The 23,184-nt window shown below is 68.1% G+C and carries 23 protein-coding genes; 15 read left to right on the top strand and 8 right to left on the bottom strand.

The annotated features are described in order from the left end of the window. Window positions 1-21 precede the first annotated feature (21 nt). Entirely contained in the window at window positions 22-1,800 is a 1,779-nt protein-coding gene (locus tag EV645_RS20665; RefSeq protein ID WP_242000542.1) for a S9 family peptidase, read from the top strand. Here the strand turns inward: EV645_RS20665 and EV645_RS20660 are convergent. From EV645_RS20660 to EV645_RS20650, 3 genes are all read right to left on the bottom strand, one after another. Continuing rightward, complete coding sequence (locus EV645_RS20660) at window positions 1,772-2,680, bottom strand: S66 peptidase family protein (protein WP_130445611.1); 909 nt, start codon at window positions 2,678-2,680, stop codon at window positions 1,772-1,774. The two genes, EV645_RS20665 and EV645_RS20660, sit on opposite strands and share 29 nt — an antisense overlap. A 10-nt stretch (window positions 2,681-2,690) precedes the next feature. Further along, complete coding sequence (locus tag EV645_RS20655; RefSeq protein ID WP_130445610.1) at window positions 2,691-6,056, bottom strand: phosphodiester glycosidase family protein; 3,366 nt, start codon at window positions 6,054-6,056, stop codon at window positions 2,691-2,693. 94 nt (window positions 6,057-6,150) lie between these two features. After that, a complete protein-coding gene (locus EV645_RS20650; protein ID WP_157997118.1) occupies window positions 6,151-6,810 on the bottom strand; it encodes a response regulator in 660 nt (219 codons plus the stop codon). Between the two features lie 156 nt (window positions 6,811-6,966). On the opposite strand from EV645_RS20650, the gene EV645_RS20645 reads away from it, so the two are divergent. Genes EV645_RS20645 through EV645_RS20635 form a run of 3 tightly spaced genes read left to right on the top strand, consistent with a single transcriptional unit; the run spans window position 6,967 to window position 9,813 of the window. After that, window positions 6,967-7,509 (top strand): hypothetical protein, encoded by a 543-nt coding sequence (locus tag EV645_RS20645; protein WP_130445608.1) that lies wholly within the window; start codon window positions 6,967-6,969, stop codon window positions 7,507-7,509. Between the two features lie 13 nt (window positions 7,510-7,522). Continuing rightward, complete coding sequence (locus EV645_RS20640) at window positions 7,523-8,680, top strand: sensor histidine kinase (protein WP_130445607.1); 1,158 nt, start codon at window positions 7,523-7,525, stop codon at window positions 8,678-8,680. Between the two features lie 5 nt (window positions 8,681-8,685). Beyond that, window positions 8,686-9,813: a sensor histidine kinase gene (locus tag EV645_RS20635; protein ID WP_130445606.1), complete on the top strand. Its 1,128-nt coding sequence runs from the start codon at window positions 8,686-8,688 to the stop codon at window positions 9,811-9,813. On the opposite strand, the gene EV645_RS20630 is transcribed toward EV645_RS20635, so the two are convergent. After that, window positions 9,800-10,123, bottom strand: a complete 324-nt coding sequence (locus EV645_RS20630) for a rhodanese-like domain-containing protein (RefSeq protein ID WP_130445605.1) — start codon at window positions 10,121-10,123, stop codon at window positions 9,800-9,802. The two genes, EV645_RS20635 and EV645_RS20630, sit on opposite strands and share 14 nt — an antisense overlap. 124 nt (window positions 10,124-10,247) lie before the next feature. Here EV645_RS20630 and EV645_RS20625 point away from each other — a divergent pair, with 124 nt between their 5' ends. Further along, the gene (locus EV645_RS20625) at window positions 10,248-11,084 is read left to right on the top strand and encodes a hypothetical protein (protein ID WP_130445604.1); all 837 of its coding nucleotides are present in this window, start codon (window positions 10,248-10,250) and stop codon (window positions 11,082-11,084) included. Window positions 11,085-11,133: 49 nt separating this feature from the next. Here EV645_RS20625 and EV645_RS20620 read toward each other — a convergent pair whose 3' ends face one another. Continuing rightward, window positions 11,134-11,991: a DNA-formamidopyrimidine glycosylase family protein gene (locus EV645_RS20620; protein ID WP_130445603.1), complete on the bottom strand. Its 858-nt coding sequence runs from the start codon at window positions 11,989-11,991 to the stop codon at window positions 11,134-11,136. Window positions 11,992-12,093: 102 nt separating this feature from the next. Between EV645_RS20620 and EV645_RS42300 the strand changes: the two genes are divergently transcribed. Next, the gene (locus EV645_RS42300) at window positions 12,094-12,234 is read left to right on the top strand and encodes a hypothetical protein (protein WP_166678253.1); all 141 of its coding nucleotides are present in this window, start codon (window positions 12,094-12,096) and stop codon (window positions 12,232-12,234) included. Here EV645_RS42300 and EV645_RS20615 read toward each other — a convergent pair. Then, window positions 12,228-13,052: a class I SAM-dependent methyltransferase gene (locus EV645_RS20615; RefSeq protein ID WP_130445602.1), complete on the bottom strand. Its 825-nt coding sequence runs from the start codon at window positions 13,050-13,052 to the stop codon at window positions 12,228-12,230. The genes EV645_RS42300 and EV645_RS20615 overlap by 7 nt on opposite strands. Window positions 13,053-13,155: 103 nt before the next feature. On the opposite strand from EV645_RS20615, the gene EV645_RS20610 reads away from it, so the two are divergent. Continuing rightward, window positions 13,156-14,328 carry a DUF418 domain-containing protein gene (locus EV645_RS20610; protein ID WP_130445601.1) on the top strand — a complete coding sequence of 391 codons (1,173 nt, stop codon included), beginning with the start codon at window positions 13,156-13,158 and terminating at the stop codon, window positions 14,326-14,328. On the opposite strand, the gene EV645_RS20605 is transcribed toward EV645_RS20610, so the two are convergent. Then, window positions 14,316-14,579, bottom strand: coding sequence for a hypothetical protein (locus tag EV645_RS20605; protein WP_130445600.1), 264 nt, complete (start codon window positions 14,577-14,579; stop codon window positions 14,316-14,318). The genes EV645_RS20610 and EV645_RS20605 overlap by 13 nt on opposite strands. Before the next feature lie 82 nt (window positions 14,580-14,661). Between EV645_RS20605 and EV645_RS20600 the strand changes: the two genes are divergently transcribed. From EV645_RS20600 to EV645_RS20575, 6 genes are all read left to right on the top strand, one after another. Then, window positions 14,662-15,615 (top strand): helix-turn-helix domain-containing protein, encoded by a 954-nt coding sequence (locus EV645_RS20600; protein WP_130445599.1) that lies wholly within the window; start codon window positions 14,662-14,664, stop codon window positions 15,613-15,615. Window positions 15,616-15,659: 44 nt separating this feature from the next. Further along, window positions 15,660-16,031: a GNAT family N-acetyltransferase gene (locus EV645_RS20595; protein WP_242000541.1), complete on the top strand. Its 372-nt coding sequence runs from the start codon at window positions 15,660-15,662 to the stop codon at window positions 16,029-16,031. Between the two features lie 78 nt (window positions 16,032-16,109). Then, entirely contained in the window at window positions 16,110-17,174 is a 1,065-nt protein-coding gene (locus EV645_RS20590) for an acyltransferase family protein (protein ID WP_157997117.1), read from the top strand. A gap of 57 nt (window positions 17,175-17,231) precedes the next feature. Continuing rightward, window positions 17,232-17,927 carry a helix-turn-helix transcriptional regulator gene (locus EV645_RS20585; protein WP_130445596.1) on the top strand — a complete coding sequence of 232 codons (696 nt, stop codon included), beginning with the start codon at window positions 17,232-17,234 and terminating at the stop codon, window positions 17,925-17,927. Window positions 17,928-18,073: 146 nt separating this feature from the next. Further along, window positions 18,074-19,054 carry an ATP-binding cassette domain-containing protein gene (locus EV645_RS20580; protein WP_130445595.1) on the top strand — a complete coding sequence of 327 codons (981 nt, stop codon included), beginning with the start codon at window positions 18,074-18,076 and terminating at the stop codon, window positions 19,052-19,054. Further along, window positions 19,054-19,824, top strand: coding sequence for an ABC transporter permease (locus EV645_RS20575; protein ID WP_130445594.1), 771 nt, complete (start codon window positions 19,054-19,056; stop codon window positions 19,822-19,824). The genes EV645_RS20580 and EV645_RS20575 overlap by 1 nt, the downstream gene beginning before the upstream one ends. On the opposite strand, the gene EV645_RS20570 is transcribed toward EV645_RS20575, so the two are convergent. Continuing rightward, window positions 19,816-20,874, bottom strand: a complete 1,059-nt coding sequence (locus tag EV645_RS20570; RefSeq protein WP_130445593.1) for an adenosine deaminase — start codon at window positions 20,872-20,874, stop codon at window positions 19,816-19,818. The two genes, EV645_RS20575 and EV645_RS20570, sit on opposite strands and share 9 nt — an antisense overlap. A gap of 105 nt (window positions 20,875-20,979) precedes the next feature. Between EV645_RS20570 and EV645_RS20565 the strand changes: the two genes are divergently transcribed. Both EV645_RS20565 and EV645_RS20560 read left to right on the top strand, forming a co-directional pair. Then, a complete protein-coding gene (locus tag EV645_RS20565; protein WP_130445592.1) occupies window positions 20,980-22,047 on the top strand; it encodes a PDDEXK nuclease domain-containing protein in 1,068 nt (355 codons plus the stop codon). Window positions 22,048-22,123: 76 nt separating this feature from the next. Continuing rightward, a complete protein-coding gene (locus tag EV645_RS20560; RefSeq protein WP_130445591.1) occupies window positions 22,124-23,128 on the top strand; it encodes a zinc-dependent alcohol dehydrogenase family protein in 1,005 nt (334 codons plus the stop codon). Window positions 23,129-23,184: the final 56 nt, after the last annotated feature.

Here is a 23,184-nt window from a genome sequence, read left to right as displayed (position 1 = left end):
TCGCCGTGTGAGGATGAACGCGTGCTGCTGACGACGCTGTTCTCCTTGCCCACCACGATGGCCCTCGATGTGGACGACGAGGGCCGGATGCTCGTGCTGTATGACGGCACCGGCACCCGCCAGGTCAACGAAGTCGCGCCTGACGGGTCCTGGCGAGCGCTCACCGATCTCGGTGACACCTGCCGTGGCGCCCGGTTCGTGCCGGGCAGCAGCCGCGTAGTCATCGAGCACGACACCGGCGGTGACGAGCGCGGTCAGCTCTCCGTGCTGGATCTCGAAGAGCCCGGTCTGCCTACGCTGACCCCTCTGGTCCACGACTCGGAGTACATCCATCACCTGGTCGACGCGCGGGCCGGGCGGATGCTCTACACGACGAATCGCCGCAACGGCGTCGACTTCGATCTGGTCGCACGCGACCTCGCCACCGGTCGCGAGACCGTCCTGTACGACGAGGGCGGCTGGGTGATGGGCGTCAACCCGTCCCCGGACGACAAGTGGGTCGTCCTCGCGAAGGCGAGCACCCCGGCGAACTCGATGCAACTGCTGTTGGTCGAGACGTCGAGCCGGACCATCACGGAGCTCACCCCAAAGGACGCGCACAACGACCAGGGCGCCGTCGCCTGGCTTCCGGACTCGTCGGCGTTCCTCGTGTCGACGAACGCGGACCGCGACCGCATGGCCCTGCGCCGGTACGACGTGGTCGACGCCTCGTGGAGCGACGTACTCGTGGATGACGCTCGCGACCTGGCTGGGTGGCCCTCACCGGACGGCGAGCACCTGCTGGTCGCCGTGCTGGAGGACGGCGAGGTGGCGGTGGCGCTGCACCGGCTGGAGGACGGCTCGCTCGTCGCACCGCTTGACCTGCCGGCCGGCGGCGTCGCGGCGTTGTCGATGGCGACGCCGGACCCGATCTGGTCGTCCGACGGTTCGTTCGCGGCTATCACCTACAACTCGCCGGTCACGCCGCCGACCGTGTATCGGTTTGTCCCGAGCGGTGAGCTGACTGCAGTTCGACCAGTGGAGGTTCCTGTCGAGCTGAACCATCCGGAGAGTCTGCGCGTGCCGTCGTTCGACGGCGAGCACGTGCCGGTATTCGTCTTCCGGCCTACCTCGGCGGACCTGGGCTCGACCGTGGTCCATGTGCACGGCGGTCCGGAGGGTGCGGCGCTGCGGATGTGGAGCCCGATCATCTCGGCGCTGGCCGGTGAGGGGCACACGGTCATCGTGCCGAACGTCCGCGGCTCGGCCGGGTATGGCAAGCGCTGGTACACACTCGACGACCGGCAACTGCGGCTGGATTCGGTGAAGGATCTGGCCGCGATCAACGCTTGGCTGCCAACCATCGGCGGCGACCCCAAGAGGGCTGCGCTGTGGGGCGGTTCGTACGGCGGGTACATGGTGCTGGCCGGCGTCGCGTTCCAGCCGGACCTGTGGGCGGCCGGTGTGGACATCGTCGGAATCGCTTCGCTGGTGACGTTCCTGGAGAACACGTCGGACTATCGGCGGACAATGCGCGAACGCGAGTACGGCTACCTGGCGACCGAACGCGAGTTCCTGGAGTCAGCGAGCCCGCTGAGCCGGGTCGACGACATCCGGGCGCCGCTGTTCGTCATCCACGGCGCCAACGATCCGCGCGTGCCGTTGTCGGAGGCGGAGCAGATCACCGAGGCCCTGACGAAGCGCGGCGTGCCATGCCAGCTGCTGGTGTACCCCGACGAGGGCCACGGCCTCGCCAAGCTCAAGAACCGCCTCGACGCGTACCCGCAGGCCTTCAGCTTCCTGCGAGAGCACCTGGGGTGAGCGTCGCGGCGGTCGCGTCCAGCCGCACCGGCAACCCCAACGGTACGGCGAGATTCAGCGCTTCGTGCCCGATCGCCGCACCCTCGACCATCGGTACGCCGAGGGGCTCGAGCCGCTCGCGGACGACATCGACCGGATCCTGGACGCCGCTGAAGTCGCCGATCACCAAACCCGTCACCTCATCGAACCACCCGGCGCGCAACAGCTGCGTCAGCATCCGGTCCACGCGATAGCCGGCCTCGTCGACCTCCTCCAGCACGACCACACCGGCAGGAGGCGCGTAGGTCGGCGTACCGACGCTGGACGCGAGCAAGGCCAGGTTGCCACCGCACAGCCGTCCCTCAGCGACCCCACCGACCACAGTGCGCGCGCCACGCGGTGCCAGGAGATCAGTCACGCCCGCGGGCTCGAACAGCAGCGCCCGCAGCCGTTCCCGGCCGACCTCGTTCTCCAACTGCTCCACAGCAGCAGCCATCGGACCGTGCAGCGTCACCAGACCACGTGCGTTCAGCGGCTCGTGCAGTGCGGTGATGTCGCTGAACCCGAGGAACCACTTCCGTACGGCGACCAGCTCGTCGAAGTCGACGTACTCGAGCATCCGCTGCACGCCGTACCCGCCACGCGCACAGAACACCGCGGCGTACTGCGGATCGAGCCAGGCGTTCCGCAGGTCCTCGGCGCGCGCCTTGTCGTCCGCGGCCAGGTACTGGAACCGCTCGTGCCCGGCCAGCACCGACGGCATCACGTCGACCTCGAGGCCCCACGACCTCAGGTGCTCCAGGCCGATCTGGAGGCGCGCGCCGTCCACGCGGCCCGACGGCGCCACCACAGCAACCCGATCACCACTCCGCAGTCGCTGCGGCACCACCACGTCAGTCACGCCGAGGACGCTACCAATCGACCCGCAGCGTGGTGCTCTTGGAGACGCCGTTCACCGTCACACCCAGCTGCGCGGTGCCCGGGTGCAGAGCGGTCAGCTGGCCGGTCGCCGGGTCGTACGACGCGACCGCCCAGAACGGCGCAGCCTTTGCCGGACCGATGTACAGGAAGGTCGAGCCCCACCAGTCCGCGGAGACCGGGAAGCTGACCGGAACCCTCCGGTCCTCCTGAATCACCGTGGCGGACGCGATGGCGGACTGGCCGCGGCGGAGTGACGTAGGCGCGGCCAACTCGAGCGAGTCGACATGCGGCCGAAGTTCGACCTGGAACCAGGACCGCTCCGGCGCCGACCAGTTCCGCTCCCCGGCCGGCGCAGCCGTGGCGTGCGGGTCGATCCCGACCAGCGCCCAGCCGGTGAAGCCGCCCGCATCCGGCGCAGCGGCCGGGCTCTTGCCCGAGTTGCCGGTCAGCGGCAGCAGCACACCGTCGGTCCGCGTCGCCGCGAACGTCCCGGCGTGAGCCGCCATGTACGCGGCGCCCTTGCCCGTCGAAGCACGGAAGTCGGCCAGCCACTGAACGATCATGGCGGCTTCCTTGCGGTCGCCGAGCTGCGAGTTCTGCGTCGGCGACGGATCGTCGATCGGGTGGTGCGCCATCACCACGACGTTCTTGATCGACCGATCGGTAGCCGCAGAGTCGAGCTGCTTGCGCAGATCCAGGATCTGGTCGAACCCGCCGGCCCGCAGCGACCCGAGCGACGAGTCGCGCAGGATGAACCGGGTGCCCTTGTGGTCGAACGTGCTGGTCGCCGCGCCGAAGACCTTCTTCCACTCGGACAGATCGCCCGGTCCGTAGGTCTCGTGGTTGCCCGGCACGTAGTGCACCGGAACCTTGTCGGCCACCTCTTCGTCGATGATCTGCTTGGCGAGCGCGATGTCCGGCCCGAACGCCCGGTCGACGAAGTCGCCGTTGATCACCAGGAAATCCGGCTTCTGCGCGAGCGCCTCGCGGATCGTCCGCCGGGCCTGCTTCACGTAGTCCGAGTTCGGGTCGTCGGAGGTGAACTGCGCGTCCGACATCACCGCGAACCGCCAGCGGCCGTCGCCGGTCACCGTCCCGTCGGTGACGACCATCGGGTCGATCACCTTCGCCGGCGGCGTCATCGTCACCGGCGGTGCGCTCCGGATCGTCAGGTCGTCGATGATGATCCGGCCCGAGTACTGCCGGGTCGGCGAGGTCTCGACGACGTAGATCCGCCAGAACCGCAGCGGGTACGTCAGCCCGGGCGGGATGTCCGCCTCGACGTACTTCCAGCCGGTCCAGTCGACCGTGGCCGCAAGGTTCAGCGTCTGCGCCGTACCGCCGGCCGCGTCGTAGGCGTTCGCCCGAAGCCATTCCCCCTTGCCGTCACCGTAGATCCAGACGCCGAGCTTCTGCGGCTGACCCGGCAGCGTCTGCTGCGGAGTCTGCGAGAGGTACGCCGCCCGCGTGGCGGTGCTGCCCGTCAACGAGTAGTCGAGCGCGATCGCCGGCCCGCCGTCATGCCCCTCAGCAGCAGATCGCGACGCCGTCGCCGCACCGACCGGTACGGCGTTGGCCGCCCACTTGGTCAGGTCGTCGAGCTTGTCGACCACTGTGCTGGTCAGACCCGACGTCACGCTCAACTGGGTGCTCAGGGCACCGACCTTCGCGGTGATGACGGTCGAGACCGCATCGTCGGTCAGCGCGTTGACCTCGAAACCGTTGCGTGTGGCAACTACCTTGACGGCGGCCGGGTCGTAGCTGAGCTTGACGTCCCGCGGTTCGATCCAGGTGGAGAACCCGTCGGCGTCGTACCCGTCGACCTCGAAGAAGCCCTTGGCGGTGGAGTCGGCGAGAGACACCTGGCGGGTCGAAGGGGCGAGGCGGGTCGGCGTACCGAGGACTGTCATCGGGAACCTTCCGTTCGCCGGGCCGCGGGTCGCGGTCACGATCACGTCGCCCGCGCGGCGGCCGGTGACGACGCCGTGCTGGTCGACGCGGACGTTGCTGCCCGCGTACCACGACGGCGTACCGGAAGCGGGTGCGTAGGTCTCGTCGTACCCGGTGGCGCTCAGGACTCGGCTGAGTCCGCTGAGGACGCGGGAGCTGCGCGAGATGTCGGCGTCGGGGCCTTCTTGGGAGGTGCCGACCGACTCGACGCGGAAGCCCTTCAGCTTGCCGGAGCCCTTGACCGGCAGCAGGCCGAGACCGTTCGGGATCAGCCGCTCGCCGCCGTCGGACGGGTCGTTGACCACATCCGGCGCGGCCTTGCCCGGCGTCCGGGCCAGCATCGTGGACGAGCCGCCGCCGTCGAGGTTCAGCGCGTCGTCAGCCCCGAGGCTGATCATCAGCTGGCCCATCTCCTTGAGCGACAGCCCGCGCGATCCGGTCGCCCGGCCGTCGACGGTCAGCAGGATCATCCGGCTGCCGTCGGCGTTGAACCCGATCGCGGTCCGCGGCGCGAGGTCAGCGTCCGGTACGTCGTCGGGGACCTTGCCGTCCTTCGCGAGCTGCGAGTTGCCGCTGACCGCGGCCGCGACAGCGCCGGCGTCGGGACGCAGGCCGTACGCGACGTCGACATGGTCGCCGACCTGCAGCGCGGTCAGTGCGTCAGCACCTGCCTCGCGGCCGATCAGCGCCTGCTCGCCGGCTGCCAGCGGGGTGGTTGCCGGAGTGGTTGCCGACGAGACGACCACACCGTCGCGAAGGATCACCTCGCGCACGGTCGGCAGGCCGTCCACGGTCCGGGTCCGGGCCGCATCGCCCCACTCCGGGGTGTAGAGGCCGATACCGCCGGTGTTGACGGCCGGCGAGTTCAGGTTGGTCAGCTCGAGCTTGGTGGCGCCGTCGGTCACCGTGCCCTGCAGGAACAACTCGGCGATCTTGCCGAGCCCGTCCTTACCGATCACCGCGGTGTCGTTGTGGCCGGCGGCCGGCGCGTTCGTCAGCTTCCCGGATTCCACCCCGACGCCGAGCGGCGCGGTGGTGTCGTTGATGTCGAAGAAGTCGCCGTTCACGCCGGCGATCGCGCCCTTGCGGGCAAGCTGCTGGCTGAGCGGCTGGCCGCCCGACACCTTGCCGCCGTTGTTGACCAGGTCCACGGTGACACCGTGCTTGCTCAGGTCGGTGTCGAGGATGTCGCCGCGCTGCCAGCCCTTCGGGTCGAGGCGGTCGAACGACGTGTAGTTCACGCCTGGCGCGACCGGGCTGTCGACCCGCGACGTCAGTACGCCGTCCTCGGCGATCGCGGCGTCGGTGATGCCTCGAGCGGTCTGCCCGAGGACTGGATCGACGAGTACGCCGGCGAGTAGACCGCCGACGCCTACTGCTGTGGTCAATGCACGGACGAGCGACACAGGAGCCTCCCCAACGGACGGACAGCTGTGACAAACTAACGTCTCGCCGACCGATTCGGAAGGTCTTTCACTTACCGTTCAGCTTGAATCCAGCTCAGCGGCGGCTGACGAATCCGGTCTCGTAGGCCACCACAACTGCCTGGACCCGGTCGCGGACCCCGAGCTTGGTGAGCAGCCGCGCGACGTGTGTCTTCACGGTCGTCTCGGCCACCACGAGCTCGGCCGCGATCTCGGCGTTGGAGAGCCCGCGCGCGATCAACCGCAGTACGTCGAGCTCCCGGTCGGTCAGCGTGGCGAGCTCGGGGGGCAGTCCCTGAGCGACGACCGGTTCGACGAAGCGCTCGACCAGCCGCCGGGTGATCGCGGGCTCGATCAGCGAGTCGCCGGTCGCGGCCGCGCGGACCGCCGCGATCAGGCGCGTCGACGGTGAGTCCTTGAGCAGGAACCCGGCCGCACCCGCTCGCAGGGCGCGGTAGACGTACTCGTTCTGGTCGAACGTCGTGAGCACGATGATCGTCGGCGGGTCCGGCTGCCGGCGGATCTCCTCGGTCGCGGACAGCCCGTCGAGCTCGGGCATCCGGATGTCCATCAGGATCACGTCCGGCGCGGCCAGCTGAGCCTGCCGGATGGCCGCAGTACCCGTGTCGGCCTCGGCGACCACCTCGATATCGCCCTCGGCCTCCAGGATCACCCGGAACCCGGTACGCACGAGGGTCTGATCGTCGGCGACCAGCACACGGATCTTCTCGGACACAGGCTGATTGTGCGTCATCCGTGGGGCCTACGCCGTCATCCCTGCGGACGACGCGAGCTTCGCAGGATCGTTCTTGCGCCAGACGTAAACGACGGGCGCCGAAATCTACCTTCGCTGCATGGGGTCATAAGACCCGGGGACGAAGGGACAAAACCGATGAACGAGATCTTGAAGGGGATCAGGCCCCTCGACTACGTACTGGCCGGCCTCATGACCGTTGCGGGTGCGTTGCTGATGGTCGAGAACATCACGGCCACCGACGCCGGCCTGCCGCATCCGCTGTCGACGACCACGTGGGCGATGCTGCCGGTCTTCCTGCTGGTGACGCTGCCAATCCTGTGGCGCCGGCGCAACATCCTCGCGGTCGTCGGCGTCACCGCCGTCACCACGCTGGCGCATGTGCTCGCATTTGGCTGGGTGACGCGCTGCGGCGTCGTCATTCCGCTGGGCTTCGCGCTCGCGTACGCCGTTGCGCGGTTCGCCGGCTCGTGGCTCAACCAGCTGATCGGTCTCGGAGGCGTTGTGGTGCTCGAGCTCGTGATGCTGTGGCGGGACGCGTCGATCGACACGGTGGCGGGCGCACTGGCGGTCGCACTGCCGGGGATCGCGCTCTTCTACGGGATCGGCGTACTCGTGCAGAATCGAGTCACCAAGCAGTCCGCCGCGGTGGCGACGGTCCACGAGCACACGGCCGCTTGAGTAGGAGCCGGTCATGGGTGGGGTCTTCAGAAGGGTCAAGCTCCGCGATTGGGGGATCGCGGGGGGTCTCACCCTGCTCGGCGTCCTGTTGATGGTCGAGAACCTCCAGACATCCGACGCCCAGGTGCGCAACGCCATCGCGGAGGGATCGATGGTGCACGCACAGAGCTCGCACTCGTTCTGGATGATTCCGGTGTTCGCGGCGGCGACGATTCCGGTGCTGTGGTGGCGGCGAGGCATCCTCGCCGTCGCCGCAGTCTCCGTGCTGGCGATGGCCTCGCACGACCTGCTGTTCGGCTGGGTGACCCGCTGCGGTGCGGGTCTCCCGCTCGCGTTCGTGGTCGCGTTCCTCGGGGCGCAGGCGTCCAAGCGGAGGACCGCGTGGATCGTGTGCGGGCTCAGCGTCGTACTGACCTTTTTCGTGCTGGTCATCGACGCGACCACGGGACCGGGCGCGATCATCCTGGCGCTGCCGATCGTCTGCATCGTGTTCGGCGTCGGGCTCGCGGCTCGTCGTCGTACGGCGCTGAACCAGGAGCTCGCGGACCGCGAGGCGGAGTTGCGGCAACTGCGGGACGAGCGGGCGGCGCTCGACGTGGCGGACGACCGGGCGCGACTCTCGCGTCAGCTCGACGGACTGCTGCAGGAGCGGCTCGCCGATCTGACCACGGCGGCCGAGTCCGCGGACGGGTTGTCGCCCGCGGAGGCGAGGGCGGTGCTGGAGTCGATCGAGTCGGACAGCCGGCAGACGCTGGACGACATGCGGGAGATCGTCGGGCTGCTGCGCGGCGATGATGTCGCGTTCGCGCCGACGCCGACAGTGGCTCATCTCGACACGTTGCTCGCACGACTTCGTACGGCGCACTCGCAGCTGGTCGTGACCGGCGACCCGCGCGCATTGCCTGCAACTGTTGAGCTTTCGGCGTACCGGATCGTCGAGCATCTCGTGACCGCGCTGGCCGATCAGGCCGATGCTCCGATCGTGGTGTCGGTGCGGTTCGAAGACGATGCGCTCGAGATCCGTGTGAACGGACAAGTGGGCGAGGCGGCCGAGCTGAAGGCGGCGGTTGCCCGGGCCAAGGAGCGCGCGAAGTTGCTGGGCGGTTCTGTCGACGTGAAGGTCACCAAGGGGCGGGCGGGCGCTGTCGCCCAACTGCCGGTAGTCGGCTGAGCGACATGAACGGCGGACGCAGGCTCGAGCAGTTGGGGATCGTGGTGCTGGTCGCCGCGGTCATCGCCCTGCCGACTGCGATCCACGGCTGGCCTACGTCGGTCGGCGGGAACCTGTTCACCGCGGGCCTCGTGGCGAGCGGGCTCATGCTGATGTGGTGGCGGACGCATCCTAGGCTGGTCGCCGTACTGGGCGGTGCGTTTCTGATGGTGCCGGTCGTGCTCAACGCCTACGGCTGGTTCCCGGACACGGCGTTCGCGATCCTCGCGCTGCTTACGCTCGTCGCGGCGCTCGGTTGGTCCGGGCGGGCTTCATGGGTTGTCGCGGGGGTGTTGGCGGCGTACCTGGCCGTCCTGTGGTTCGTCCTCGGCGAGAACATCGAGGTCCCGCTGGTCATGTTCAGCGTCCCGAGTTTCCTGGCCGGCACGGTACTGCGGTTGCACCGGGAGTCGGCCGAGGCGCTCGCGCGGCGGGGGCGTGAGCTCGAGGAGGAGCGCGAGCTGTTCGCCGAGCTCGCCGTACGGCATGAACGGGCGCGGATCGCGTCCGAGCTGCACGACATCGTCGGGCACGCGATCAGCGTGATGGTGATCCAGGCGGCGGCCGGGCAGCGGTTGGTGGACCGGGATCCGGTCGGTACGTCGCAGGTGTTCGCCGGGCTGGCGGAGTCGGCGCGCCAGGGGCACGAGGATCTACGACGGCTGGTCGAGCTGCTCGGTGGCGTGGAGGTCGGCGGGCCGGATCTGTCGCTGATCGAGGAGATCGTTACGCGGGCGGCGCGGAGCGGGCTGGACGTCTCGTGCCGGTTCGAGGGTTCGCGTGACGGGGTGTCGGCGCCCGTCGCGCACGCGGCCTTCCGCGTTGTACAGGAGAGTCTGACGAACGCGCTGCGGTACGCACCGGGTGCCGCAGTACGAGTCGTCGTTCGTGGATCAGGTCGGGACCTGAGTGTTCGCGTGGAGAACGGCGCCTCCGTGAACGAGCGTCCGCAACTGTCGGGCACCGGCTACGGTCTTGCCGGTCTGCGTGATCGCGTCCAGGATCTTGGCGGTCAACTGACCGCCGGCCCCATCACCAACGGCTGGCGGGTGGAAGCCGTGCTGCCCGAAGGCAAACGACTCAGTTCGTGCTGACCGGGCGGCCGGAGGTCTGCCAGGCGTGCATGCCGCCGTCGAGGTTGATCGCCTCGCGACCGAGCTGGTTCAGGAACTGGGTGGCCATGCCGGAACGGCCGCCGACGGCGCAGACGCAGAGCACCTTCTGGTCGAGCGGCACCTCGCCGACCCGGTCCTGCAGCTGGCCGAGCGGGATGTGCACGGCGCCCTCGATGTGCCCGCGGTCCCATTCGTCCGGCTCCCGCACGTCGAGCACGAACGCCTCGGCGAGCAGCTCGTCGTCGAGCTCGGCCACGACCACCGCGGGGATCTCCTGGTTCCGGAACATGCCCCAAGCATGGCAGACCGGCGGTACCCGCAGGCGGCCGGTTCCGGAAGGCGGTTGCCCGGAGTCCGGAAAGCTATTGACACCGGGCGGGGGATTTCGGACCGTGGCTCGAAGGGAGGTTGCGGTGGCGCTGATTCAGGGAATCCCGGGAGAGTTCGAACCGCAACCCTGGGGTGAGGCAATTCTGCGGAGTCGTGAGCTTCTGCTGCTCCGAATCGCCCGCCGTCCACCGGACCACGAAGTACGCCTCCCTGGTCTGGCCACCGCCCCGCTGCACGTCGTCGAGGACCACACCGGTCGTGCGCTGACCTGGCGCCACGACGGCGACGATCTGGTCGTCCGGCTGCCTGACTCCGGCGAGTCACCTGTCGTCCGCGTCGCCTTGCAGGGCAAGCTGCGGATCGTCCCGCAGGACACGGTCACCGCCAATGCGGACGGCGTCTGGGACCTCACTCCAACTGGCGCGAAGGCCCACCTGGTCGCGCGGCGAGCCATGGATGTCGCCGTACGGTTCGTCGGCATGGCCGAGCCGGATAGCCAGCATCACATCCGCCTGGCCCGCCGACGGTACGGCGTGACCGGCCAGCAGCTCACCCGCACCACGATCGGTCCGTTCCCGATGCCTGCGCTTCGGGTGGTACCGCTGGCGATCCCGATCGGCGTACGGCGGGTGCTCGTCGCGCAGGTCGGCACGGTGCTGGCCTCGATCCACCCGGGCCGCGACGAGGTCACCGTGGTCGTGACGAACTTCGGCCGCACGCCGGCGCGCGGCGAGGTCGAGCTGCCGTTGCCATCGGACTGGTCCGCGACCGAGCAGGCGTGGACCTTCGACGGACTCGAGGGGGGCCGGTCCGTCGGATGGGCGACCCGGGTTGCCGGTCCACCCGGCCGGCACGAGTTGCGGGTCCGGTTGGAGGCGGGCAGACGGTCGGCCTCCTCGCCGTACGTCGTTGCCCTGTAACCGCTTGCATTCTGAGACCTGTCAACGCCGGACAGGCCCGACGCGATGACTACTTGAGCAGCTTGGACAACCGGCGATCGGCCAGGGGCTTGCCGCCGGTTTGGCAGGTTGCGCAGTACTGCAGGGAGGAGTCGGCGAAGCTGACCTCGCGGACGATGTCGCCACAGATCGGGCACTTCTCGCCCTTGCGGCCATGGACGCGGAGGCCGGACTTCTTCTCCGACTTCAGGTCCTGCACAGCGAGGCCGGCGGAGCGGTTGACCGCGTCCTGCAGGGTCTCGCGCATCGCGTCGTACAGCGTCTTGAGCTCGTCCTCGGACAGGTTCGACGCGGGTTTGAACGGGCTCATCTTCGCGACGTGCAGGATCTCGTCGGAGTAGGCGTTGCCGATGCCGGCGATCACGGACTGGCTGCGCAGGACGCCCTTGAGCTGGACCCGGCCCTGGCGCTTGAGGATGTCGCTGAAGTCCTCGAGCGACAGCGTGAACGGATCCGGCCCGAGGCGCGCGATCCCGGGGACCTCGTCGACGTCGCGCACGACGTACACCGCGAGCTTCTTCTGGGTGCCGGCTTCGGTCAGGTCGAACCCTGAGCCGTCGTCCAGGACGGTCCGGAGCGCGATCGGCCCCTTGCCAGGCCGGACCAGGCCGGTGTTCTGCTCCTCTTTCCACCGCAGCCAGCCGGCGCGGGCCAGGTGGATCACCAGGTGCACGCCCTGGGCGGAGATGTCCAGGAACTTGCCGTGCCGCTGGACATCGTCGATCAGCAGCCCGACCATCGCGGACACCGGCGGGTCGTACGTCTTCAGGGCACTGATCGCCGTGATGTCGGCCCGCACGAACGCGTGCCCGACCGCACGCTCCCGCAGGAACGTGGCGAGCGACTCCACCTCCGGCAACTCAGGCACGCTCCTAGTGTGCCCGACGCCAGGGACAGTTCCGGCGGATCACCCATAGAAGGGGGTTGTGGCGGACGGTAACGTCGTGGACAACAGAGTAGGGAGGCCCTGATGGGGTTCGTGAAGACGTTGGTGAAGGGCGCCGTGGTCGCCAAGCTGGTCCAGGTAGCCCAGCGCGAGCTGAGCAAGCCGGAGAACCAGCAAAAGATCAAGCAGGCGTTCCAGAAGGTTCAGCAACGCCGCGCTCACTGAGCGGGTTTATGGGCCTGGAGGGTGTAGGTGGCGGCCAGATGGTGTGGATTCACCGTCAGACGCCACTCACCATCCGCGTCCTCGGTCATCAGACCGGGGAGGGCGTTCCAGGGCGCACTGTCGTGCTCGGCCAGTGAATCGAACACCAGCCCAGCCTGCTGCAAGGCGGTGATCGTCTCACCGAGCCCGTGGTTCCACTCGTGCGTGACCGTGGTCGTGAACTCGACCTCGGTCTGGACGTAGGTCCCGCCCTCGTCCCAGACGATCGGCTCCGCGGTCTCGAAGTACGTGTACCGCACCTCGGGGACCTCCGGACCGGCGCCGAGTGCCCACAGCATCGGATGGCCTTCGCGGATGAACAGCCGTCCGCCGGGCTTCAGCAACCCGGCGACGACCTGCGCCCAGCGCTGGATGTCGGGCAGCCAGCACAGGGCACCGATCCCGGTGTAGACGAAGTCGTACGCCGCGGCGCCGAGCACCTCCACCGCGTCGTACGCGTCGGCGACGTGGAAGTCCATCGCCAGCCCGAGCCGCTCGGCGAGTGACTGTGCGTGCTCGATGGCCGGCCCGGAGAAGTCCAGCCCGCTCATCCGCGCGCCCAGCCGCGCCAGCGACACGGTGTCGGTGCCGATGTGGCACTGCAGGTGCACGCCGCGGAGCCCGCCGATCTCACCGAGCCGCGGCTGGTCGAACCGGACCACCTCGCTCAGGTACGACGGATCCGCGAGGAACTGCTGCACGTGGTAGCTGGGCGACGCCACGTGCGCCGGCACCCGCTCGTCCCAGTTGGCCCGGTTCACGTCCCTGTAGTCGGTCACGCGTCCGAGGATATTCGGGGTGTTCGGGGGTAGAGGTAGCTCTACCCCCGAACGGGATTCAGGGTGAGTGTGCGCGGGGGGCTGGGCTGGTGTGCTGGAGTGCATGAGCCGGGTACTCGATCGGACGCGTATTCAGGACATTGACGCGCTGCGTGGATTCGCCCTGCTGGGCATCTTGGTCGTCAACATCACCTTCGCCGCTTCCGGGTTCCCGATCCACATTGCGGAGGACCCGGCGTACAACTCCTGGCTCGATCAGTCGGTGCGCTGGCTCTCGACGGCCTTCGTGGATATGAAGTTCTACCTGCTGTTCTCGTTCCTGTTCGGGTACAGCTTCCAGTTGCAGATGGAGGCGGCGCAGCGGGCGGGCGCCGCCTTCCGGCCGCGGATGCTGCGGCGGCTGGGCGGGCTGCTCGTGATCGGCGCACTGCACGGAGTCTTCCTGATCACGGGCGACATCCTCAGCGTCTACGCGATCATCGGCCTCGTCCTGCTGGGCATGCGTCGAGTGAAGGACCGTACGGCGCTCCTGGTCGCCGGTGCGATCTACGCGTACCTCTTCGTCACGCTGGCGGTCGCTTCGATGTTCCTGGACACCTCAGCGATCCTCGACCCGAGTACTGCGGTCGCCGCCGCACAGCAGACGACTGCGAACCTCGCCGGCTCGTTCAGCGAGGTCATCGGCGAGCACGTGCGCGCCCTGCCGACGTACGGGCTGTCTCTGCTGGCTGTGCAAGGCCCGACCACACTTGCTGCGTTCCTGGTCGGCATGGTGGTCGGACGGCATCGCCTGCTCAAGAATCTCAATGGCGACGAGGCAGTACTGCGACTGATCCAACTGGTCGGCTTCACAGTCGGCATCACCGGCGGCGTGTACTACGCGTCGCTCGGCGGTAATGGCGACACCCGCGGCGTGCTGATCAGCGTGCTCACCGCACCGTTCCTGTCGGCCGCGTACGCCGCATCGCTGCTGCGATTCATGCACACCGATCGCGGCGAGGACATCCGCCGCCTGCTGGCACCGGCTGGTCGGATGGCGCTGTCCAACTACCTGGGGCAATCAGTGGCGACGCTGTTGCTCTTCACCGGCGTCGGGTTCGGCCTGGTGGGTCAGGTGTCGCCACTGGAGATGGTGGGCTTCGCCGTCGGGATCTTCGTCCTGCAGGTGATTCTGAGCCACCTGTGGCTCAACAACTTCCGTTACGGCCCCATTGAAGGAGCCCTGAGGGCGGTCACGAATGCGACCGCCCCCAAGTGGCTCGATCAGGCCGCGTGACGGCCGTGGTGCAGCCGGGCGGCGCGGATCGTGTGCACGGTCCCGGTGGTCGAGGCGGGCTTGTGGGCAAAGGGCTTGGCCGCTGCGCCGAGCGCGAGCAGGTCAAGCTTGGTCCGGGCCAGGTCGCGGTCGTCGGCGATCCAGGAGCCCTTCGGGCCGGTCGCCGGACCGGTCGCGTGGCGCCTGTTGCTGATCTCCAGAGCTGCGATCACAGCCAGCACGAGTACTACGAAAACTACGTATCCGGTCATGGCAGTAATGATTCTACCATTCAGATCCTGCCACCAGTGGCACTATTGACATAGTTCGACAAATTCCTGCCATACTGGCCAGATGCTGCACAAAGTCGCCGTCGTGCTCATGGAGGATGTCGCGCTGTTCGAGTTCGGAGTGCTCGCGGAGGTGTTCGGGCTCGACCGGACCGCCGACGGCGTGCCACCGTTCGACTTCAAGGTGTGCTCGACCACCCCGGGCGTGCCGATGGACACGAGCACCTTCTCCCAGGTGATCGCGCCGTACGGGCTGGAGGAGCTCGAGGACGCTGACCTGATCGGTATTCCGGCGACCACCTGGCGGCACGAGTACGACGAGCGGGTCCTGGAAGCACTCCGCCGGGCCGAGGCCCGAGGGGCGATCCTGCTGACCGTCTGCTCCGGGGTGTACGTCCTCGGCGCGGCCGGGCTGCTCGACGGCCGGCCGTGCACTACGCACTGGCGGTACACCGAGAGTTTCCAGCAGCAGTTCCCGACCGCCAAGGTCGACCCGGACGTGCTGTTCGTCGACGACGGCAACATCATCACCAGCGCCGGTACGGCGGCCGGCATCGACGCCTGCCTGCACCTGGTCCGCCGCGAGCTCGGCAGCGCGGTCGCGACCCGGATCGCCCGCCGGATGGTCGTCCCGCCGCAGCGCGACGGCGGCCAGCGGCAGTACGTCGACGTACCGGTGCCGGAGTCGTCGGGGGAGAGCCTGCAGCCGGTGCTCGACTGGATGATCGACAACCTCACCACCGATCACACCGTGCCCGCGCTGGCCCGGCGCGCGCAGATGTCCGAGCGCACCTTCGCCCGCCGCTTCGTCGCCGAGACGGGTACGACGCCGTTGAAGTGGGTCACCACCCAGCGCGTGCTGCGCGCCCGCATCCTGCTCGAACAGACCCGGATGGGCATCGAGCAGATCGCGTCCGAATCAGGATTCGGGACGGCGGCCTTGCTGCGTCATCACTTCCGTAGAGTGGTGGGCGTGCCCCCACAGGATTATCGCCGCACGTTCCAGACCGCCAGCTGATGGTTGCCTACCGCAACGCTGAATCGTCGGATGCCCTTGCAGTAATGGAGTTCTGGGCCGATGCCGCCGAGGATTCCCATCGCCCGCCGGACTCGGCCGACGCCGTACTGCGGCTGATCGACCGTGATCCACAAGCGTTGATCCTTGCTGTGGACAACGATGTCGTCGTCGGCTCGATCATCGTCGGCTGGGACGGCTGGCGCTGCCATCTCTACCGCCTCGCGGTCGCTCCGTCGCACCGGCGCCAGGGCATCGGCCGCGAGCTGGTCGCCCGGGCCGAGGCCCGCTTCGCGTCGTACGGCGGGACGCGGGCCGACGCGATGGTGCTGGACGACAACGAGCCGGCCCATCGGGTCTGGTCGACCGCCGGGTATGCGCGTCAGCCCGAGTGGTCTCGCTGGGTGAAGCCGCTCTAGCCGGAGGACGTGACGCCGCACACGTGTGGCACGTTCGATTTGCGTCGGCCCCCCACGCTCTGGCTAGGGTCGGACGCAGTGAGTGACTCCAAACGCAGGTTGAGCTGGGACGTGGTCCGCGTCGTGGCGGTGCTGGCGGTGATCTTCACCCACGTGACGTACCAGGGCCCGTTCCTGCACCCTGAGCTCGGCGCACCGCTCGGTCGGTACCCGTTCCAGGTCGGCGCCAGCATCCTGCTGGTGATCAGCGCGTACTTCGTCTGCGTGACGATCCGCAGAGGCTCGACCTCGCGGTGGCTGTGGCGCCGCGTCTGCCGCGTGCTCCCGCCGTACCTGGTCGCCGTGCTGTTCACCTACACGGTCGTGGTGCTGTTCGGCCCGAGCAACTGGATCCTGCCGACGCGGCGCGACCTGTGGGGCAACCTGACGCTGGCAGCCTCGTTCGACTCCAGCATCCAGCTCATAGACGGTTCGTACTGGACGCTGCCGCTCCAGCTGATGGCGTTCGGCGCGGCCGCGCTGCTGTGGCCGCGTGGACTGGGGCCGCGTGGATTCGAGCCGCGGATCACCACGCTGCTCTGGATCATGATCATCGCGCCGGTGATCCTGCAGTGGGACGACCGGATCGGCCACAGCCCACTCTGGGTCCAGCAAACATGGAACGGGCTCGGACTGCATCGCCTGCAACTGTTCGCGATCGGCATCGCGATCTGGCTCTGGTCGCAGCGGCGGATCGGCGTACTGCATCTCGGTGCCCTCCTGGTCGCGACCGTGTTTGCCCAGCACGCACACACGGCGGACCTGCCGTCCTCGTTAGGCATCGGATTGCTGCTCGTCTTCGTCGCCGGCGCCGCACGAGGGCCGGACTGGACAGCGTTCGCACGGTTCCGCCGGCCGATCCAGTTCCTCGCCCGGATCTCCTTCGGGCTGTACCTGCTCAACCAGGTGGTCGGCTACCTGATCGCGTACCGGCTGATGGAGCTCGGCGCGAGCCGGCTGACCCAGATCACCGGCGCAGTGGTCGGCGTGATCGCGCTGGCCTGGCTGCTCACGAAGTACGTCGAGGAGCCGGCGTACCGCGGGTTGGCGGAGCTCCGGGTGCGCGGGCTCGGCGCGCGAGCGTTCGCCTGGCTCAATACTTGACACCGGATACTCGTAACCTAATACTCGATTTCGAGTAAGCGAGATCGAGGAGGCCTCATGGCCAGGCGCAAGGTCGGCAATCCGCTGGCGTTCGCCGTGCTCGGGAGTCTGAGCGAGCGGCCGATGCACCCCTACGAGATCTCCACGATGCTGAAGGCCCGCGGCAAGGACCAGAGCATCAAGGTCAACTACGGCTCGCTCTACTCGGTCGTGTCCGCGCTCGAGAAGCACGGCTTCATCGAGGCGCTGGAGACGGTCCGGGAGGGCAACCGGCCGGAGCGGACCGTGTACCAGATCACCCCGGCCGGTCAGGCCGAGTTCAGCGACTGGCTGACCGAGCTGCTCGGTACGCCGTCGCGCGAGTTCCACCCGTTGGAGGCCGGTCTCGCGTATCTGCCCGGGCTGCCTCCGGATCGTGCCGTCGAGCTGCTCGAGCAGCGGCTCGGGGCGGTCGACGCGGAGATCACGGAGATGACCGCGCTGCACGAGCACATGACCGCGATGGAGTTCCCGCGGATCTTCTGGGTCGAGTCGGAGTTCCGGCTGGCGCTGCTCGAGGCGGAGTCGGCGTACGTGCACCAACTCGCCGAGGAGATCCGCACGGGCTCTCTCGGCGGCGCAGTGTTCTGGCGGCAGGCGTGGAAGCTCTTCCTCGAGGAGGGCATCAGTCCGGCCGAGCAGTTGAAGAATCCGGCCAAGTACTTCGGTCAGGAGTTCGCCTGGATGAAGGCGATCCCGCCGGAAGCCCACTAAGAGATGCGGCCCTCGACTCATCGGTGCGGCAACACCAGGAGTCAAGGGCCGCGGTTCCTCGAGTCGGTCCGAAGACCTGGCACCCAAGGCGCATCCATCAGGATAGCCAGCTCGGACCGGCTCCCAGCACACAAGGGAGTCACCTGATGGCTACGCATGCCCTCGAAGCGGTCGACCTGGTCAAGACGTACCCGGCCGGCCGGAAGAAACCACCTCTGCGCGCCCTCGACGGTCTGACCGTCAGCGTCCCGGAGGGCGTCGTACTCGGCCTGCTCGGGCCGAACGGCGCCGGCAAGTCCACCACCGTCAAGATCCTCACCACGCTGTCCCGGGCCGATTCCGGTACGGCGCGTGTCGCCGGGTACGACGTTGTCCGCGAGCAGGACCGCGTCCGGCGCGCGATCGGGTACGTACCGCAGAAGTCCAGCTCGGACCCGATGGCGACCGGCCTGGAGAACCTGGTCCTGAGCGGTCGGATCTTCGGACTGTCCCGGCAGGACGCTACGGGCCGGGCCACCGAGTTGCTGGAGCGGTTCGGCCTGGCTGAGCACGGCGGTCGTGCGGTGAAGACGTACTCCGGCGGCATGCAGCGCAAGCTGGATGTCGCGCTCGGTCTGGTCCACCAGCCTCGCGTGCTGTTCCTCGACGAGCCGACCACAGGTCTCGACCCGGAGGCACGCGCCGACCTGTGGAACGAAGTACTGCGGTTGTCCGGCCAGGAAGGCCTGACCGTGCTGCTCACCACGCATTACCTGGAGGAGGCCGATCGGCTGGCGGGGCAGCTCGCGATCGTCGACCACGGCAAGATCGTTGCCGAGGGCACCCCGGAGTCGCTGAAGTCGGCGTTGCGGGGTGACTCGGTGCAGGTCGAGCTGGTCGATCCGGATACCGACGGCTCGGTCCGCGTCTTGTTGAGGCAGTTGCCGGGGGTCGGCGAGATAGTTGTCGAGGGCAACACTCTGCGGGCGCGGGTGGATCGCGGCGCGACGGCGGTTCCCGCCGTACTGGGAGTCCTTGAGGACAAGGCGATTCCGGTGGTTGCGGTGACGGTGTCGCGTCCTTCACTGGACGATGTCTATCTGCAGCACACCGGTCGTTCGTTCAGGGTCGCCGAGGAGGCTGCGTGATGTCTGTTGCACACACGGGTCTGGTCTTCGGCCGGTGGACGCGGGCGTCGTACCGGCAGCCGGCGCTGATCGCGTTCACGTTGATCCAGCCGGCGATCTGGTTGCTGTTGTTCGGGCAGTTGTTCCAGGGGGTCGTGCGTATCCCGGGGTTCGGCGATTCGTCGTACATCGCGTTCCTGACGCCGGGGATCGTGATGATGACCGCGCTGATGACGAGCGGCTGGAGCGGTACGGCGTTCATCCAGGACATGGAACGCGGCGTGATGGATCGGCTGCTGGCGTCACCGGTGAGCCGGGGCGGACTGATGGCGGGGCAGCTGCTCAGCAACGCGTCGACGACGTTGATCCAGACGATCCTGGTGTTCGCGATCGGCTTCGCCGCGGGAGCTCGGTACGACGGCGGGGCCGGCGGCTACCTGATCACGATCGTCGCGTCGATGCTGATCGGGACGGCCTTCGGGTCGCTGTCGAACGCGGTCGCGCTGCTCACGCGGCAGCAGGAGGCGCTGATCGGGATCTCGCAGTTCGTCTCGTTGCCGCTGACCTTCATGTCGTCGATCATGATCGACCCGGCGGTCGCGCCGCACTGGGTCAACGTCGCCGCCCGCTACAACCCGGTCGACTGGGCCACGATCGCCGCCCGCCAGTCACTGGCCGCCAGCCCTGACTGGTCGTCGGTCTGGCGGCACTCCGCCTATTTGCTGGCCTTCACGTTGATCGTCGGCTGGCTTTCCACTCGGGCTTTCCGGACGTACCAGCGGTCAGTTTGAGGCGTACCAGGGCTTGATGACGTTGTCGATGATGGCGAGGCGTTCGTCGAAGGGGATGAAGGCGGACTTCATCGCGTTGATCGCGAACCAGCGGAAGTCCTCTAGCCCGTAGTCGAACGCCTCCGCCAGCAGCGTCAGCTCGCGGCTCATCGACGTACCGCTCATCAGGCGGTTGTCGGTGTTGACCGTGACCCGGAAGCGGAGCTTGGCGAGCAGGCCGATCGGGTGTTCGGCGATCGACGCGGCCGCGCCGGTCTGCAGGTTGGAGCTCGGGCACATCTCCAACGGGATCCGGCGGTCCCGGACGTACGCCGCCAGCCGCCCGAGCTCGGCCTTGTCGCCGTCGTGGTTGATGTCGTCGATGATCCGTACGCCGTGACCGAGCCGGTCGGCGCCGCACCACTGGATCGCCTGCCAGATCGACGGGAGCCCGAACGCCTCGCCGGCGTGGATCGTGAAGTGGGCGTTCTCGCGCTGCAGGTACTCGAACGCGTCCAGGTGCCGGGTGGGAGGGTAGCCGGCCTCGGCGCCAGCGATGTCGAACCCGACCACGCCGGCGTCCCGGTAGGCGACCGCCAGCTCGGCGATCTCCATCGACCGCGCCTTGTGCCGCATCGCCGTCAGCAGCTGCCGCGCCACGATCGGCCGCTCGGCGACCGCCATCCCGTGCTCGAACCCTTCCCGGACCGCGTCGACCACCTGCTCGAGGCTCAGCCCCTTGGTCAGGTGCTGCTCCGGCGCGTACCGAACCTCGGCGTACACCACGCCATCCGCCGCAAGGTCCTGCACACACTCACTGGCCACCCGCTTGATCGCCTCGGTCGTCTGCATCACCGCGACCGTGTGATCGAACGTCTCCAGGTACCGCTCCAACGACCCCGAGTCCGCCGACTCGACGAACCACGCCCCCAACTCCGGCGCCTCCGCCCGCGGCAACGCATGCCCGATCTCCCCCGCCAACTCCAACACCGTCTCCGGCCTCAGGCCCCCATCAAGATGGTCATGCAAAAGAACCTTGGGCGCCGCATTCACCTGCTCCGGAGTCATCATCCAGCCATCTTCGCAGCGCCTCGCCCAGAATCTGCCCCTAGTTGCCCCGGGTTGCCCCGGAAAGGCCCTCGGTTTCCGGGGTGTCGCCACGAAAGCGTTACTGCCATGAACGACAAGCCGCGCTTCGAGAGCGCCCCTGCCCGCTCCTCCCTCCCCGCCTGGTACCCGGAACTGCTCGACCGCGTCTCCGTACATGTCGCCACCGGCCACCGACGTGCCGTCACCGCCGCGAACCGGGAGATGCTCGCGAGTTACTGGTCGATCGGTCAGGAGATCCTGAAGCGCCAACACGAGGAGGGTTGGGGCACCAAGGTCATCGACCGGCTCTCCACGGACCTCAAGACCCGCTTCCCCGGCGCGACCGGATATTCACCCCGCAACCTCAAGTACATGCGAGCCTTCGCTGCTGCGTGGCCGGACCCGACGTTTGTGCAACGCACCGTTGCACAATTGCCCTGGCGCCACCACGTGGCCTTGCTCGACAAACTCGACGACGCCGAGCTCCGGCTCTGGTACGCCGCAGCCGCGGTCGAGCGCGGCTGGAGCCGTGACGTGCTCGCGTTGCACATCGACGCCCGGTTCCACGAGCGGTCCGGGAAGGCCGTGACCACCTTCGTCACAGCGATGCCGCCGGAGCAGTCCGATCTCGCTCAGCAGGCGACCTGCGATCCGTACCTCTTCGACTTCCTCGGCAGCACCGAAGGCTGGCGCGAGCGCGAGCTGGAACAGAAGTTGGTCGAGCATGTCGGGAAGTTCCTGATCGAGCTTGGGCAAGGATTCGCCTTCGTCGGTCAGCAGGTCCGGCTCGAGTTGGACGGCGAGGAATTCTTCTGCGACCTGCTCTTCTACCACCTCGAACTGCGTTGCTATGTAGTTGTCGAGCTGAAGGCGGTGAAGTTCAACGCGGCGTTCCTGGGTCAGCTAGGTCTCTACATGGCGGTGGTCGACGACGTACTGGCGAAGGAGGGCGACAAACCGACCATCGGTCTGCTGCTCTGCCGGAACAAGAAGAAGGTCGTCGCGGAGTACGCGCTGAAGGGGTTCAAGGCGCCGATCGGCGTGGCGGAGTGGACCGACGCGATCAACAGCTCGCTGCCTGAGGAATTCGAGTCTGCACTGCCGAGTGTCGCTGAACTGGAGGCTGAACTCAGCTCCACCGCAGGCGAGGACTGAGCGGTGACGTGGCCTCATTCCCGGGCGGGAATTGAGGGTGGGTGGGGCGTGGTCGCACTGTTGGCGGGTGGAGACGATGAAGAGTTATCACATTCAGTACGGCGGTGGGCTCGAGAGCTTGCGGTTGCGGGAGCATGCGGTGCCGGTGCCGGGTCCGACCGAGGTGCTGGTTCGGATCTGGGCGAACTCGCTCAGTGCGCGCGAGCTGAACATCCTGTGCGGCCGCTACCCGCTGCCGGTGGCTGACGACATCATCGCCGCGTCGGACGGAGCAGGCGAGGTCGTTGCGGTGGGCACGGACGTGGATCGGGTGCGGGTCGGCGACCGGGTGATGGGGGTCGTGTTCCAGCGCTGGTTCGACGGCCGCTTCGACCTCGCCCACGCGGACCAGCTCGGGGGTTCGCTCGACGGTCTGCTGACGGAGTACGCCGTACTCGACCAGGACGGCGTCGTACCGATCCCGGGTCAGCTCACGTACGACGAGGCAGCGACTCTGCCGTGTGCGGCTGTGACGGCGTGGAACGCCCTGGTCGGCGGGCAGGGTCTGGTGCCGGGTGAGCACGTCCTGACCCTGGGGTCGGGCGGGGTGTCCCTGTTTGCGCTGCAGTTCGCCAAGCTGCTCGGTGCTCGGGTGATCGCGACGGCAGGCAGCGACGAGAAGGCGGCGCGGCTCCTCGAGCTCGGCGCCGATGCGGTCATCAACCACACCCTCACGCCGGACTGGGCCAAGCAGGTGCGTGCACTGACCGACGGACGCGGTGTCGACCACGTCGTGGATGTCGCCGGGACCCTGAACGAGTCGTTGCGGGCTACGGCGACCGGCGGCGAGGTCGCCTTCGTCGGCTCACTCGGTGGTGCGGACCCGATCGACGCCCGATTGCTGTTCACATCCTCGGTCACACTGCGTCCGATCGCCTTGGGACACCGGGCGCACTTCCAAGCGATGAACGAGGCGATCGCCGCAGCTGACCTGCGTCCGGTGATCGACCGGGTCTTCCCGTTCGAGGAGACCCGCGAGGCGTTCCGTTACTACATCGACGGCGGCGGGTTCGGCAAGGTCGTGATCTCGCACGCAGCTTGATCCCCGCGATCCGGCAAACGTTCAAGATTTCCGTCGGCGGGGCGTGCCATGGTGAG

It is taken from the genome of Kribbella rubisoli (assembly GCF_004217145.1).
Classification (GTDB): domain Bacteria; phylum Actinomycetota; class Actinomycetes; order Propionibacteriales; family Kribbellaceae; genus Kribbella; species Kribbella rubisoli.
This window is presented reverse-complemented; position numbering and strand designations above follow the sequence as displayed.